General features: G+C 53.0%; 12 protein-coding genes. 5 read left to right on the top strand and 7 right to left on the bottom strand.

Annotated features, from left to right (window positions below; all coding sequences use genetic code 11):
* Positions 1-73 precede the first annotated feature (73 nt).
* Positions 74-1,291, top strand: a complete 1,218-nt coding sequence (locus ABLN94_RS18435) for an ROK family transcriptional regulator (protein WP_352995154.1) — start codon at positions 74-76, stop codon at positions 1,289-1,291.
* On the top strand, positions 1,281-2,792 hold the full coding sequence (locus ABLN94_RS18430; RefSeq protein WP_352995151.1) for a CRTAC1 family protein: 1,512 nt from the start codon (positions 1,281-1,283) through the stop codon (positions 2,790-2,792). The genes ABLN94_RS18435 and ABLN94_RS18430 overlap by 11 nt, the downstream gene beginning before the upstream one ends.
* Here ABLN94_RS18430 and ABLN94_RS18425 read toward each other — a convergent pair whose 3' ends face one another.
* The 5 genes from ABLN94_RS18425 to ABLN94_RS18405 all read right to left on the bottom strand — a co-directional run bounded on the left by ABLN94_RS18425 (position 2,793) and on the right by ABLN94_RS18405 (position 9,469).
* Positions 2,793-4,094, bottom strand: coding sequence for a cytochrome-c peroxidase (locus tag ABLN94_RS18425; protein ID WP_352995148.1), 1,302 nt, complete (start codon positions 4,092-4,094; stop codon positions 2,793-2,795).
* Positions 4,084-5,040: an aldose epimerase family protein gene (locus ABLN94_RS18420; protein ID WP_352995146.1), complete on the bottom strand. Its 957-nt coding sequence runs from the start codon at positions 5,038-5,040 to the stop codon at positions 4,084-4,086. The genes ABLN94_RS18425 and ABLN94_RS18420 overlap by 11 nt, the downstream gene beginning before the upstream one ends.
* On the bottom strand, positions 5,040-6,497 hold the full coding sequence (xylB, locus tag ABLN94_RS18415) for a xylulokinase (RefSeq protein WP_352995143.1): 1,458 nt from the start codon (positions 6,495-6,497) through the stop codon (positions 5,040-5,042). The genes ABLN94_RS18420 and xylB overlap by 1 nt, the downstream gene beginning before the upstream one ends.
* A 305-nt stretch (positions 6,498-6,802) precedes the next feature.
* Positions 6,803-7,894: an aminomethyltransferase family protein gene (locus tag ABLN94_RS18410; RefSeq protein WP_352995141.1), complete on the bottom strand. Its 1,092-nt coding sequence runs from the start codon at positions 7,892-7,894 to the stop codon at positions 6,803-6,805.
* A gap of 12 nt (positions 7,895-7,906) precedes the next feature.
* Positions 7,907-9,469 carry a trimethylamine methyltransferase family protein gene (locus tag ABLN94_RS18405; RefSeq protein ID WP_352995138.1) on the bottom strand — a complete coding sequence of 521 codons (1,563 nt, stop codon included), beginning with the start codon at positions 9,467-9,469 and terminating at the stop codon, positions 7,907-7,909.
* 53 nt (positions 9,470-9,522) lie between these two features.
* On the opposite strand from ABLN94_RS18405, the gene ABLN94_RS18400 reads away from it, so the two are divergent.
* Positions 9,523-10,464, top strand: a complete 942-nt coding sequence (locus ABLN94_RS18400; RefSeq protein ID WP_352995136.1) for a LysR substrate-binding domain-containing protein — start codon at positions 9,523-9,525, stop codon at positions 10,462-10,464.
* 220 nt (positions 10,465-10,684) lie between these two features.
* Here ABLN94_RS18400 and ABLN94_RS18395 read toward each other — a convergent pair whose 3' ends face one another.
* A complete protein-coding gene (locus tag ABLN94_RS18395) occupies positions 10,685-10,927 on the bottom strand; it encodes a glycine zipper 2TM domain-containing protein (RefSeq protein WP_352995133.1) in 243 nt (80 codons plus the stop codon).
* Positions 10,928-11,176: 249 nt separating this feature from the next.
* On the opposite strand from ABLN94_RS18395, the gene ABLN94_RS18390 reads away from it, so the two are divergent.
* Entirely contained in the window at positions 11,177-12,931 is a 1,755-nt protein-coding gene (locus ABLN94_RS18390; RefSeq protein WP_352995130.1) for a tetratricopeptide repeat protein, read from the top strand.
* A 169-nt stretch (positions 12,932-13,100) separates the two neighbouring features.
* Here ABLN94_RS18390 and ABLN94_RS18385 read toward each other — a convergent pair whose 3' ends face one another.
* Positions 13,101-13,574: a hypothetical protein gene (locus ABLN94_RS18385; RefSeq protein ID WP_352995127.1), complete on the bottom strand. Its 474-nt coding sequence runs from the start codon at positions 13,572-13,574 to the stop codon at positions 13,101-13,103.
* Positions 13,575-13,926: 352 nt separating this feature from the next.
* Between ABLN94_RS18385 and thpR the strand changes: the two genes are divergently transcribed.
* On the top strand, positions 13,927-14,457 hold the full coding sequence (thpR, locus tag ABLN94_RS18380; protein WP_352995126.1) for an RNA 2',3'-cyclic phosphodiesterase: 531 nt from the start codon (positions 13,927-13,929) through the stop codon (positions 14,455-14,457).
* Positions 14,458-14,740 lie beyond the last annotated feature (283 nt).

Genomic DNA, 14,740 nt, shown 5'->3' with positions numbered 1-14,740 from the left:
GTAAAATATTTACTCTATTAGGCGAGATCAAATTCAAATAAGTTGGGCCAACGCTGAGATTCGCGAGGACAAAATGCTGAAAAGCAAAGCCTCTCCGATTTCTTTGGAACAAAGAAATGCAACCCGGCTGCGGGTGTTGGAGCACATCAGAACAAAAGGAGCGGTCCCGCGGATCGAAATCGCATCTGCCTTGCAGACTAGCCCTGCGACGGTTACCGCAGCGACTGCCGATCTCATCTCGGCCGGGCTGATCAAAGAGATTGAAGGTGAAGCGCAGTCCAAATCCGGGAAAAGAGGCAGGCCAAAGGTATTACTTCAACTGGACGGTCAATCTTTCCTCGTGGCTGGGCTTAAGATTGCACGGCAAATGATCTCGATTATTCTAGTCGATTTTGAGGGCAACGAAGTCACTTCGCACAAATTCCCCTTGGACAACGCCAGAATGTCGCCAACAGACTTTGTGTCGACGATCCAAAAAGCACTTGAGGAAACCTGCGCAAAAATTGATGGCTCCGTTGAACAACTGGCAGGCGTCTCAATCGGGGTGGCAGGTCAGGTCGATGCAAGCAGGAATTTTGTCCACTGGTCATCTTCGATAACCGAAAGAAATGTTGATTTCAGGGGTTTACTCTCAAATCAATTGCCCTGCCCCGCTTTCATTGAGAACGACGCCAACCTGGTCGCCAAAGCCGAACAACTATTTGGGTTGGGCAAAGGTCTAAAAAATTTCCTTGTCGTAACAATCGAACATGGAGTTGGCCTTGGGATCATTCTCGATGGCAAACTATATCGTGGAAAAAGAGGGTGCGGAGCTGAGTTTGGACACACCAAAGTGCAACTTGACGGAGCACTGTGCCAGTGTGGTCAACGTGGATGTCTGGAAGCCTATGTCGGCGACTACGCTCTAATCCGTGAAATGACTGTCACGGGTCAAAACAACGAGCTAAAGACCGTTTCCGATATACATGATCGCGCCATTTCCGGGAATGAGAGAGCGGCTTCCGTGCTTGCCCGCGCGGGTCAAATGTTCGGGCTTGGGGTTTCCAATCTGATCAACCTTTTTGATCCTGAGTGCATTATCGTTTCAGGCACACAGAAGAGCTTCGAACACCTTTGTACGGATGAAGTCATGGCACGCATCCGAAATGGCGTCATCTGCGTCGACGCGGCCTTGCCTGAAATAAGAGTGCACCATTGGGGCGACCTGATGTGGGCCAAGGGCGCAGCTGCATATGGGATTGAACAAATCTCGATACTCAAAGTTAAGGAGCTTGCGGCAAATGCGACCTGAGTTTGCAGCCTTTGTGGCTATCGCCACTGCTGCAAACGCCGAGACGAATATCCCCGCGTTCGAAAACATCGATGTGCCAGAGCATGTCTATGACGGTGGTTGGGAGCATTTTGTTGGTGGCGGAGTAGCCGTTTTCGATTGCAACGGGGACGACCTGCCCGAATTGTTTGTGGCAGGCGGCTCAAATCCATCTCAACTGTTCAAGAATACATCACAGGAAGAGATTTCTTTTCAAGCTCAAACCACCGATCAACTGTCATTGACCGGAGTAACTGGAGCATATCCACTGGACGTTGATAGCGACGGCATAATGGATCTGGCGATTTTGCGTGTGGGCGCAGATCTTCTGCTTCAAGGCCAGTCAGATTGCCAGTTCAGCCCCTTCAGCAAACTCGGCTTCCGCTCAGATGACCACTGGACAACAGGTTTCTCGGCAACTTGGGAAAACGACGAAACCTTACCGACGTTGGCGTTTGGAACATATGTTGATCGATTCGACCCGGATGGCCCGTTTGGAACTTGTGGACCAACCCTCCTTTATCGGCCTGACGAAAGCGAGTATCGAAAGGCCGAGCATCTTGAACCCGGCTTTTGCTCGTTGTCCATCCTGTTCTCTGACTGGGCCCGTACCGGGCGCGCAGACCTTCGTATTAGCAATGACCGTCACTATTATGTGCGCGACGGTCAGGAGCAACTTTGGGCCATGGAGCCTGAACCGCGGTTATATGGGTCCGATGAAGGATGGCTATCCTATTCGATCTGGGGAATGGGAATCGCATCACGCGATCTGACCGGAGACGGTTTTCCAGAAGTCTATTTAACGTCGATGGGCGACCAGAAGCTACAAATCTTTGATCCAAGATCAAAGGGGCCAACGTGGCGCGATGCTACCTACGAAAAAGGCACAACGGCCCATAGACCTCATATCGGCGGTGACGGACGGCCTTCCACGGGGTGGCACGCGCAGTTCGGCGACGTCAACAATGACGGTTGGGACGACGTATTCGTGGCCAAAGGAAACGTAGAGCAAATGCCAGACGCCGCCTTGAACGACCCCAACAATCTTCTTCTGCAGAGTTCTGATGGTCAGTTCTTCGAAGCCTCAGCGGATGCCGGCGTTGCATCGATAGCAAAGTCTCGCGGGGCGGCCCTAGCAGATTTAAATAACGATGGGAGGCTGGATTTGGTGGTCCTCAACCGTGGTTCGAGACTAGAGGTCAGCCAGAACATTTCCCAAGGTGGAAATTGGCTACTGCTTGATGTCACTCAGGATCGACCCAATTCCGCGGCAGTGGGTGGATTTATTGAAGTTAAAACTTCACACGGCGTCCAGACCCGCGAAATAACAGTGGGCGGAGGTCATGCTGGGGGAATCTCAGGGTTTCATCATTTTGGCCTGGGAAGTGAGGACCATGTCAAAGTTCGAGTAATCTGGCCAGATGGCGCACCCGACGCGTGGCAGGACTATCGCGCCAACCAAATCATCAGAATTCAACGGTAATTATCGATCTACGGGCAGACCGCTCGGAACTTGATCGGGCACGCCGAGCCGCTCAGCCGGGTCTTCTAGACTTGTCAGAAAACTGAGAAGCCGTTCGATCTCCTGATCCGTCAGCGCGACCTTCGACAAGCTGTTGCTTTGAGCAATCGCGCCGAGGTGTCGCTGGTCCAACAGTGGGCTCTTATCCTCAGCGCCTGGGAAGTCTGGCAACAGGGCCATTTCAATAGAATAGTTTTGCAAAGACGCCACCGGATCCAAATGGTGGCGCACAATGTCCTCTAGGTCCACATATGCCCCGTTGTGCCCGTATGGCGCTGTCAGTGTCACATTGCGCAGCGATGGGGTGCGAAAAGCAAATGCGTCCTCGCTGCTTCCTGTCACGCGAAGACGACCGTCGTCTCGAACGTGGTTCTCAAATCGCGCGGCTTTCCCGGGTCCAATCTGCGGCATCGCGATCGAATGAAACTTGTGATCCGTTTGGAACCAGCCCGAGTGGCAGTTGCTGCAACCAGCCTTGCCATAGAACAATCTCATGCCGAGTTCGGCCTCTTCCGACAATTCGCCTTCACCTCGCATCGCGCGATCAAATGGACTGTTGTCCGCACGCCATTCGAACGCGATGAAATCCGCAATCACATCGGCAATAGCCGTAAATGTGATCTCGTCATCCGGCGCGATTTCGTCAAATCTCTGCACGTATTCAGGGATTTCAGCTACTCGTGCTGAGATCAGGTCCCACGCACCGCCCTGCTGCGTCAAAAGCCCAAGGCGAACCGCTTTGCTCACATCATTTTCGGAATAGTGACCTGCCATTTCGTCGGCTGAAAGCACTGGGAACATGGCTTGTGCCGCCAACGCAGACTGAAAACCGGACCTCATATGAGTACCGAGCGGCGTCCTGATACCGTCAGGCTGAGCTGGGTCTGCCTCAAGTCGCCCGTCATGAAAAAACATCGTGAATTCTGTTGCTCCGAGGTTCCACAGCCCAGGTGAATTGCGAGGTATACGTTGTTCAGGAGTATTCATTGGATCCAACGTACGCTGTGATCCTAGTCCAATCCCCCCTTCTCCAATACCAAGAGATAGGCCGTCCGATGTGCCAAGTCTGGGATGATGACAGGTCGCGCAACTGATATTTTTGTTGCCGGACAGTATCGGATCGTAGAAAAGCAATCGCCCCAGTTCAACGCTCTCGAAGCCTGGCTCGAGGAATTCCGGCGGAGGACCAAGCGACTGAGCACTCACGCTACCAGTACAAGCAGTCAATATAGCAACGAATAGAAGTGGCTTTCTAACTCCCATGCTGCCCCTCGGATATCTCTAATGTCAGAACCTGTCGATATGGGTTCTCCGGCGTAAATATTATCGAAGGAAACGACGAAACATTCGTTGCGTTGGGGTATCCTGATGGTTCGATGCAAAGGCCAGCCGAACTGAAAAAGGGTTTTGTAAGCTTGGCTGCCGAATAGACCTGTGCTCCGGGCTGATCTGAGTAAAAATTTAGAGAAAGACCAGAGGGCGCGGTGAGTTCGGCCACCGAAACTGAGGGGTCACGAAAATTATTGAAGCAGAAGTAGTGATCGACACCATCTGGGACATTTCTAATCTCTTTTGGTTCTGTGAAGTCTAATTGGCTTTCTTGGACCGCCTGCACGCGGCCGGTAGGGATTCCCTGATTGTCGATTTCCAAATAACGGTTTGAAGCGAGTTTCAGCTTGTGCGAACCAATTCCTTCCGAGCTTCCCAGCGTATAGTAGTTGTGTTGCGCGACGCTTATCGGTGTCGGCCGATCGGGCCGAGCAAAGATCGAGTAGATAAATCGGGGAAACTTTAGACAAACGCGAACCTCAAACTTAACCTCCCCCGGAAAGCCGCTTTCCCCATCAGGTGAGACGTAGCTCAGCACGGCCTCATTTAGAGCAACCTGTTCAAGGTCCCAGAATTGCTGAGACAGTCCATCCTTTCCACCGTGCAAAGTGTTACAACCCTCGTTGGCGTTTAGCTCAAAACTGGAGCTTCCCAAGTCAAACCGCGCGCCGCTTATCCGGTTTGCAATGCGCCCGACAATAGCGCCCAGATAGTTCGTATCGGTGAGGTAGACACTGGGGTCATCAAATCCAAGAATTAACGGTACATCCTTGTACCAAAGTCCCTGGGTGACTGCGCCATAGTTCAGAACCGTTGCACGAATATCCCCATCTGTCAGCGCAGCCGTTTCAATCCGAGAGAGCTTTTCTGTTTCAGGCATCATCTTACTGCCAGCGGCGCAAGCGCCTTGTAGAACTGGCGGTATCGCCCGTACTCACTTTCATAAGCGGCGACTAGGTCACTGCGCGGCTCAATGCTATCCTCAGTATCCGGCGATGTCATAACTTCGGCTGGCTCTGCGTTGTTTGCCGCGCAGATGGCAAGGCGCGCAGCTCCCATGGCCGCTCCAAATTCGCTGCCCTTCGGCACATCCAGCGGAACTTGAAGTACTGTGGCCAATGTTTCCAACCAAAACCTGGATCGTGCTCCTCCTCCAACTGCCATCAAGCTAGTCGGTGCGGTTCCGGTGCTTTTTAAGGCTTCCAGACAATCCCTCATCGCAAACGAAACGCCTTCTATGACGGATTGGGTCAAATCAACGGGTTCTGATGCGACGTCCACGCCTAAAAAGGCACCGCGGATCAGACTGTCGTTATGTGGGGTTCGCTCTCCTGACAGATACGGCAGGAACGTAATCGCAGAAGGACCCGTCACGCTATCAGGTAACATCTTAGCCAGCTTTTCAACGGATTGGCCGAGGTTTCGCGAAAGCCAGTTCATGCTGTTTGTTGCTGAGAGTATGACCCCCATTTGTATCCACCGATCAGGTACAGCGTGGCAAAAGCAGTGCACTGCAGTTTCCGGGGCAGGAGCATATGCATCTCTTGCAACCAGAATAACGCCCGACGTTCCCAAAGAAACAAAACCCGCGCCGTCATTTACGCTCCCGATGCCGCAGGCTGCCGCTGCATTGTCACCCGCACCACCCGCCACGACAACAGTTCCTGCGAGCCCCCACTCCTGTCTTAGTTCAGCCTTTAGCTCACCACCCGGCTCACTCCCTTCGACCAAGCGAGGCATTTGTTCTGCGCGCATGTGGCCCAAAGCCAGCGCAGGTTCTGACCACTGTCGTTTGTTTACGTCCAACCAGGATGTGCCAGCACTGTCCGACATGTCCGAGATGTAATCGCCAGTCAGCCAGAATCTCAAAAAATCCTTCGGCAGCAGAACTTTTTCTATTTTCGAGAAAATCTCCGGTTCATGCGAACGAACCCATTCCAATTTTGGCGCTGTGAATCCGGGAAAGACGATGTTTCCCGATATGGAGCGCATTTGTGGCGTCCGATCCAGTATCTTCGCCTCATTGGCTGACCGCGTGTCGTTCCAAAGAATACAGGGCCTCAACACCTTACCGTCAGCATCCAGAAGCGTTGCGCCGTGCATATGTCCACTCAGTCCAATGCCAAGCAGTTTTGCGAAGGCTTTTTCCTCATTTGCGCGGATTTGGCTGACAACTTCCTTGCAGGCTTTGATCCAACCCGAAGGGTTCTGCTCAGACCAGCCAGGTTTTGGCGTCGAGGTTGGAATGCTGAACTCAGCGCTGCTTACAACGATGCCGGCTTCATCTACCAGTATTCCTCTGAGACCCGACGTTCCTAAATCCAATCCAAGATACATTCGGTGGCGCCCTTCGATATATTATTTTAGTTGATAAAATTAATTGATGCAGAAACCTTGTCAAGTTGCTGATCGTGCAATTCAACATACCCTACGCGGGGCGGCACATTTTGTCCCATCACCTCGGCATGGGTGGCTGTCAAAAAATTTCCAACCAAAGTGTCACCAGATTAACGGCTATAGGTGTCTCTGCGGCGAATGAAGAGCAACTTCATGGTTGCTCGTCATCCGCCCAATTCATAGTGCCACAGCCGGACAGCAACGGGCCACATTAACTAAGGCCATCCAATGCAAAACAGATAAAACTAGCCGTGTGTCCGTGACTTTTCAGGATCATATACGGGACTAGGGACAATTTGCGCAGTCGTCTCCAAACCATCCCCGAATACCTTTAGTTCAGTACCGGCGACCAGACCCGGTCGAACGTGCGCAAGTGCAAGAGATCTGCCCAAACGGTGCGAGTAGCAGGGGCTGTTGACGACGCCCACCTCTTCACCGTTCAACGACAAGGTTTCACCTCCTTCGACCATGTCCGAGTGTTCGATATCAAGGCAGATGTTATTCACCTTCTCGCTTCCATTTGCCTCCATCAGCGCCGCCTTGCCGCGAAAGCCTCCTTTTGTTCGGCTGACCGTGAAGCCTAGACCGACTTCCCAAGGCGTGTTTTCTTCAGTCATGTCGTAACCGTAGAATAAAAGCCCTGCCTCAATCCGCACCTTGTCCAGTGCGGTGAAAGAGCATGGCATGACACCGACCTCAACAAGCTTGTCCCAAATGTTGGTGATCACCGCTCCGTCAGCAAAAACTTCGTAGCCGCGTTCACCGGAATAGCCGGTGCGCGAGATACGGCAGGCATGGCCGAAAAGCGTTGCAGGCGCGTGTTCGAAATAGGCAAGGGTACCGAGGTCGATATCCGTATGTGCATTCAGGATGTCCAGTGCCGAAGGTCCCTGCACGGACAAATCATGCAGGTCGTCCGTGAACTGAACCACAACATCGCGGCCCTCGGCTGAAGCTTCTAGGAGCGCCATTGTGTCGCCGGAACCGTGTACGATCATCCATTCGTCACCACCATTGTTCGAGACGATAGCGTCGTCCGCGATTCCGCCCTCATCGGTCAGCACACAAAGGTAGGCCGCTTTGCCCGGCGTGACTTTCGATAAGTCGCGGGTTGTCAGGTGATCTAGCACCGCCTGTGCATCCGGGCCGCGAACGAAGACCTTCTTAAGGGGTGACATGTCAAACATGCCAGCCCGTTCGCGCACCGCATCATGCTCGTCATTAGGGTCGGTACAATAAGTCCAGGCGGTGCCCATTCCGTTCCAATCCTCTAGTCCAGAGCCAAGCGCTGAATGGCGCGAGGCAAGTGCGGAGGTGCGGCTGAGTTCTTCGGTCATATGTGGTCCTTTCTAGTGCCATTCGTCCGGCATTGCGGCCTTGCGTTCAGAAACGAACTCCTCAAGTGAAGCCAAGGTGCCGGTGTTCATTTCGGGTTGCTGATAGTCGTCCAGCATCTGCTTCCAACGGGCAGAGGCGCGCTGATCAGAAGTAGGCGCGCCGTTCTCAGTCCAGGTCTCATATGACCCGGCATCCGGGATCTGTGGTTCGAAATTGGCCGAGGTGTAATGGCGCAGCGTGTGGCTGGTAGACAGGAAGTTTTCTCCCGGTCCGGTTTCCAGATACGCATCGCGACCAAAGGCTTCATCTTCGGTGCCGAAGCCTTGCAGAAATTTCAGCATCGCCCCGCAATGATCGAGGTCCATAACGAATTTTTCGTAGGACATTACCAGCCCGCCTTCGAGCCAGCCCGCCGCATGCCAGACCTGATGCGCGCCGGATAGTAGCGTGGCCCACATCGCGCCTGTGCTGTCCTGCATGGCCTGACCGTCCGGTGCATTAGATGAGGTGATCTGCCCGCCGCCGGAGCGCACAGGTACACCCAGCCTACGGCCGAGCTGCGTGAGCGCCATTGTTGTCATGTTGGCCTCGGGCGATCCGAAGGTTAGCCCCCCGGTACGCAGGTTCATCGTGGAATGGAAGCTGCCGAACACCACTGGGCAACCCGGGCGCACGAGTTGTGCTAGTGCGATGCCGACCATTGCCTCGGCCAAGGTTTGTGACGCAACAGCGGCAGGCGAAAGCGGCCCCATGGCCCCGGCGAATATCGCCGGGGAAACGCAGACGCATTGGTTGGCCTCAGCATAGACACGCAGGGCGCTCGACATGGTGTCATCATAGATCAGCGGAGAGTTGACGTTGATATTGGCTTGCATCACCGTGTGGCGTTCCAAGACGTCGCGCCCGAAGACCAGCCTTGCCATGTCAATGCTGTCTCGCGCCCGTTCGGGCGCCGTGACGGAGCCCATGAAAGGCTTGGTTGATAAGGTCAGGTGCGCCAGCATCATATCCAGATGCCGCTTGTTCACGGGTACGTTTGTCGGTTCGACAACTGTCCCACCGGAATGATGTAAGGCGTGTGCGCTATAGGTGAGTTTCACGAAATTCCGGAAATCACCCAGGGTGGCATATCGTCGACCCCGCGCCAAATCGCTTACGAATGGTGAGCCGTAGCCGGGCATCAGCACGACATTGTTACCGCCAAGCGTCACAGTGTTCCTCGGATCGCGCCCATGCAGTTTGAAGGTTTTGGGGGCGGTGGCGCAGAGGTCTCGTACATGCCCCGGTTCAAAGCGTACCCGTTCCCCGTCAACCCGTGCGCCTGCCTGGGTGAACAAATCCAGCGCCTTTCGATCGCCTCGAAAATCGATGCCAATTTCGTCCAGTATCCAGTCCGCCTGCTCCTCGATCTGGGTAAGCGCGGCCTCACCCAAAAGTTCATAGGCGGGGATCTTACGCCCCGTAAAAGGTAAGGTTTCGAGCTGCGCGTTGTGTCGTGACAAGCGACCGCGGCGGGTTCTGCCCCGATCCGACATCCGCGAGGCGGATTTCGGCACTGTGTTCAATCTGGCCAACGTCAATCCTCCGCTTCATACGCTCAGGGACCAGTGAACAAAGGAATACAGATTTGGAAATCGAAATTTTCTTCCCTATGCGTTCAAAATTTTTATACTCAGGGAATATGCGCACGCACTTTCACCACCACGATTTGCTCAGGCTTTTCGCAGAGATCGCCCGCCATCCCAGCTTCTCGATGGCGGCTGAGGCGCTGAACATGACCAAAGGCGCGATCAGCTATCAGATAAAGACACTTGAGACCGATCTGGGTATGCCTCTGTTCCTGCGCACCACGCGTGGCGTCACATTAACCGCTGAAGGAAGAAAGGTGCTGGCGGCCTGTCAGACCCGATATGAGGAGATCGAAGCGGATCTTCAGTCACTCAAGGAGAAATCATCCCAAACCCTGACGGTTGGAGTTTCGACCTATTTTGCCGCCCGTTGGCTGTCACCACGACTGATGACCTTCATGCAACAGCACCAAGACGTGCAACTGCGTATCCAACCGATGATCCAATTTTCCAATCTCGAAATGCAGGACATCGATTTAGCGATCAGATGGGGAAACGGGGATTGGGACGATGGTGTCGTGACACCTTTTATGCCCATACGATCCTTTCCTGTCGGCAACGCGGACGCCGCACTTCGTGTTGAGAAACTGGGGATGAAAATGGCGATTTCAGACTTTACGCTGCTTCGGGATCGCGATGACAGCAACGCTTGGTCGGATTGGCTGGACGCCGCCGTGCTTCCTCCTCAGACACGACGAGACGTTCTGATCATTCCCGACCCGAATGTTCGTGTACAAGCCGTAATCAACGGTCAGGGAATCGCCTTGATGGACGATCTTGTAAAAGACGAACTGGAAGATACTAAGCTGTACCGATTGTCAGATATTGAACTCCCTGAATATGGCTATTTCCTTTTCCGTTCGCATCGGGCGGTTGAGACAAAGCCCGCCCGTGTGTTTTCTGATTGGCTGCAAGAACAATCTAAACAGTCGTCCGCTTAACCTTGGCGAGCGAAAACCTTGGTCGCGCAACTATGGCTTTGCAGACCTTACTTACGGATTTCCGGTATGGGCTGCGAACGGTAGAATTTTACTGGAATGAGCCCGAAGTGGGCTTTCAATCGACACTCCGGCGCCGCTAATGAGTACGCTACTAGGTAGAGACAAGGCTAAAGGCCAGCCTTAAGGCTAGCCCCTCACTTTAGCAGTTTATGTCTTTTCGTCAGTTACAAGCCGATTGGCCTGCATACATTCCAAGTCCAGCACCAGCCGCCGTTGCAAGGGTCTTGCCCGTGCCTCCACCAACCTGGTTGCCTAAGACGCCACCAAGCGCCGCGCCCCCCAGAATACCAGCAGCACACCGAGCGTCGCTTTGGGCTTGCGCCTGAGTTGGCGTTGTCGGGGCTCCACATGCTGCCAAGAGCAATGTGCCACCAAGCAGGCAAGCTACTGTTGTCTTCTTCATGTCCGATTCCTTACGTTAGCTGGCACATCATGGCCTCTTATTTCTCAGACATGTAATATCTGCCGAAGCTCTCTCCAACCCGCCGACGGTCCAGAAGCAAAAACCCGCCCAATGGCTGGGGAACTTGTCGGATGTGCGCCTATGTTGTCCGGTTGAAGGCTTTAAGAAAACGCGCTTCGTGCGTGGGTTTCAAATGAATTGGATTCTCGCCTCTTCCAACGGTAATCTGGTGGCGATAGGAGAGTTGCTTTGGAACGCCGGCTTGCCGCTATTCTTGTTGCCGATTTAGTTGGTTACACACGCCTTATGGGGCAAGACGAAGCAGGCACACTTGAACGTTTAAAAGCTGTTCGTAGGGAAGTAATTGAACCACTTATTTCTCAACACAACGGTAGAATTTTTAAGCTCGTGGGCGACGGCATATTGGTTGAATTTGCCAGCGTCGTCGATGCGGTCACATGTGCAATCGAATGGCAACAGGCCATTATTCAGGCAAGGAAGGCCGGCACAGGACCAACACATCTTAGTTTTCGTATCGGGCTTAACCTTGGTGACGTTATTGTTGATGGCGAAGACCTTTTGGGGGATGGTGTCAATATTGCGGCCCGACTTGAAGCCCAAGCCAAAACAGACGGGATATGCCTTTCTGAGGACGCCTATCGACAAGCTACCGGAAAAATCAAGGCTGAGTTCGAAGACCTGGGTAAACTCGAACTAAAGAATGTAAATCAACCTGTTCGTGCTTATAGCATCGCGCTGAGCAGTACCGTTCCGCCAATGGATGTTTCGCCAACACTGATTTCGAGTTCGAAGAAACCTTCCATTGCCGTCCTCCCATTCCACAACTTAAGCGGTGAAATCGATCAGGAGTATTTCGCGGACGGTGTTTCAGAGGACATCATTTCTGCTCTGTCCCGAAACCGATGGCTGATGGTCATCGCCCGCAACTCCAGTTTTGCCTATAAGGGTGAAGCGATAGACCTGAAGGAAATCGGCGGACAGCTTGGGGTCCGTTATGTACTTGATGGAAGTATTCGCAAAGGGGGAAATCGCATCCGGATTGCCGCTCAATTAATCGATGCGGCGTCCGAAAAGCAAATCTGGTCCGAGCGGTATGATCGTGTTCTAGAAGATATCTTTGCGGTCCAGGATGAAGTAACCGAAGCTATCGTGGGGGCAATTGCACCTGAGCTGGACAAGGCCGAGCAACAGCGAGCGACATCCAAGAAATCCGGCAACCTGAATGCGTGGGAAATCTATCAACGCGGCATGTGGCATCTCTACAAGCGGACTAAAGAAGATCTGATGCAAGCGCGTAAGCGGTTTGAGGCTGCCCTTTCGCAAGATCCCAGCCTCTCGCTGGCTTATTCCGGTTTGGTAGACGCACTTTATTACGAAGTGGTGCTTGGTCTGGCGGAATCCCCGGAAGAGAATTGTGAATGTGCCCTTCGATCCGCTCGGATGGCGGTAGAATTGGACCCTGACGACGCGGCCGCTCACTGCGCCATGGGAAAAGCCCGGATCGTCGGTCGTGAGCATGAAAATGCAATTCCTGACCTCAAACTGGCCATTGAGCTCAATCCCAGCCTTGCTTGGGCTCATTACGGTCTCGGCGCCGCTGCAGTGTTTTTGGGAAATGCCGATCAGGCCATCCCACACCTGGAAGACGCCATTCGTCTAAGCCCCCGCGACCAACATATGGGGTCCTATATGGTGAGGCTGGCCGAGGCGCACTTGTTGAAGCGCGACTACAGGCTAGCGATTGAATGGGGAAGGAAAGCGCTCCAACAGCAAGGATTTCAATGGTCGCGCTACTCAGTCGTTCTCGCTGGTCTCGGCTACTCGGGCAAAACTGAGGAAGCCGAGCGCCTATTTGCCGAGTGTTTAGCCCACCGACCTGACTTTTCCGTTTCAATGGTCCGGCGATGCCATCTCTATACACATGCCCCAGCGCTTGAACATTATCTTCAAGGCCTACGAAAAGCCGGTCTTCCGGAAGGGTGAATTCATGCTCAATACTGGACTTTGAAAACCTAATTTTGATCGACTCTGCGCTTCGTACCTATGTCTTCTCTCAGGGCAAATAACGTCCTCATCGCACAACGGACTAAGACCAAAAACACGAAGCACCTAAGTGGTTCACAAACCACGGCCGCACAAACCGGAGAGCGGACTATTCGCTTCCCCTGCCCGCGAGTGACTTCCTCATAAATAGCTGATCGAGTCCCTCCCCAAAGCCTTCTGGTTTCACGGCCATTGTTTCAAAACCGAAGCGATTTAAAAATTTTTCCATCAACTGAGTAGTCTCAATCTGGATATCAAAAAACTTGCCTTCTGACAGGATGCGGGTTTCGATCTCATGATAATATTTGTCTGCGATCAGCATGAGGTTCATGCAGCCCAAGGAGCCGCTTTTGAACATGACCCATGCGATACCATGGCGTTCCTGTTTCGTGTAATGCCCACCGCAACCGATAATGGCTTCCTCGCGTTCAACCACAAGAAAGTTTTTATCCGCATAAGTGTTTAGAAAGAAAACAAAATCAGCCTTATCTTCTTGGGCGAAATACTTGGGGCAGTTCGACAAGAGGATATTGACTAGTATTTCTTTGTCGTCGGGCTCGTATGGGCGAAAGGTGATATTCATAGCGTCCGGCTAACAGATCATCGCGGAACGAGCACGAATTTCCATCACTTTTTTTGGTGCAAGCGGCATTGGTGTGTAAGCACTATAGATACCAAGCCACCCAAACCTGAACGTCGCAACCGCAGCGAATGACAAGATATGCGCTTCCCCGGCACAAGTCATCGGCGCTCCCAATGCCCGGTTTGTTTTGCTCACCAAATACCGCACGAGCAAAGTTCAAAACAACGGTGAAGACCCGGCAAAGACTCAAACGGATTGTCCTGATTTCAGCAATAAAAAAACCGTCACGCCACCGCACTGTGGAAGGCCAGTGTGATACACACTTAAACCGACAGGCAAACTAGAGGGCTTCATGCGGTCTTTCATAGCCATATCACTCACCGACGAGGCAAAAGCTGCGATAATACCGTTGCAACGCACATTGCCAGTAGGTCGATTGGTACCACCGGAAAACATGCACTTAACGCTAGCTTTTCTGGACGATCAGCCTGAGGAAGCTTTGGAGGAATTGCACAATGAACTACTGTTTCTTTCGGTTCCAAGTTTCAGCGTAACGTTTTTAGGGATTGAGTGTTTTGGGCAAGCACTGGCCGTAACGGTGGCAGATTGTCCCGCACTCACGGCGTTGTACCGAAAAGTTCAGACTGCCGCGCGGCGAGCTGGGATCATCCTACCTCGCCGACGCTTTCGCCCTCATGTAACTATTGCCCGCATAAAATTGGAACAACGCGGTGCGGTTCAGCACTTTCTGCATTCCCACACAAAGAGCGCGTTGCCAGATATGCTGGTCACCGGCTTTACCCTTTACCAATCCACCTTACGCCCCAAAGGTGCCCAGCATGATGCCCTGGCGCATTATGCCCTAAAATTGGTGGAGAGTTGACCAGCAGTCGTTCCTGACAACACTACCCTGACCGTGTCAGTCTAGGTCGTACGGCACTGGGTTTCCGAGATCGCAACCATCGACTTAGCAAGAACCAGCCCAGCGATTATGCGTGCGCTCGTCATTCAGATCGCAAATGACCGTTTGTCTTCGTAAGCGATTGGTCATCCAGCTTTGGCGCATCGACCCTTTGGAGTCGAACCGGAGTACTATCCACAACAATGGAATCGCAACCCGAACATGGGTTTCCCCGGGGCAAATACCAACGTTGCGAAAGTAGGGT

It is taken from the genome of Ruegeria sp. SCP11 (assembly GCF_040329455.1).
Classification (GTDB): Bacteria; Pseudomonadota; Alphaproteobacteria; order Rhodobacterales; family Rhodobacteraceae; genus Ruegeria; species Ruegeria atlantica_E.
Note: the sequence above shows the minus strand (reverse complement) of the source record. Positions and strands in the feature narration are given on the sequence as shown.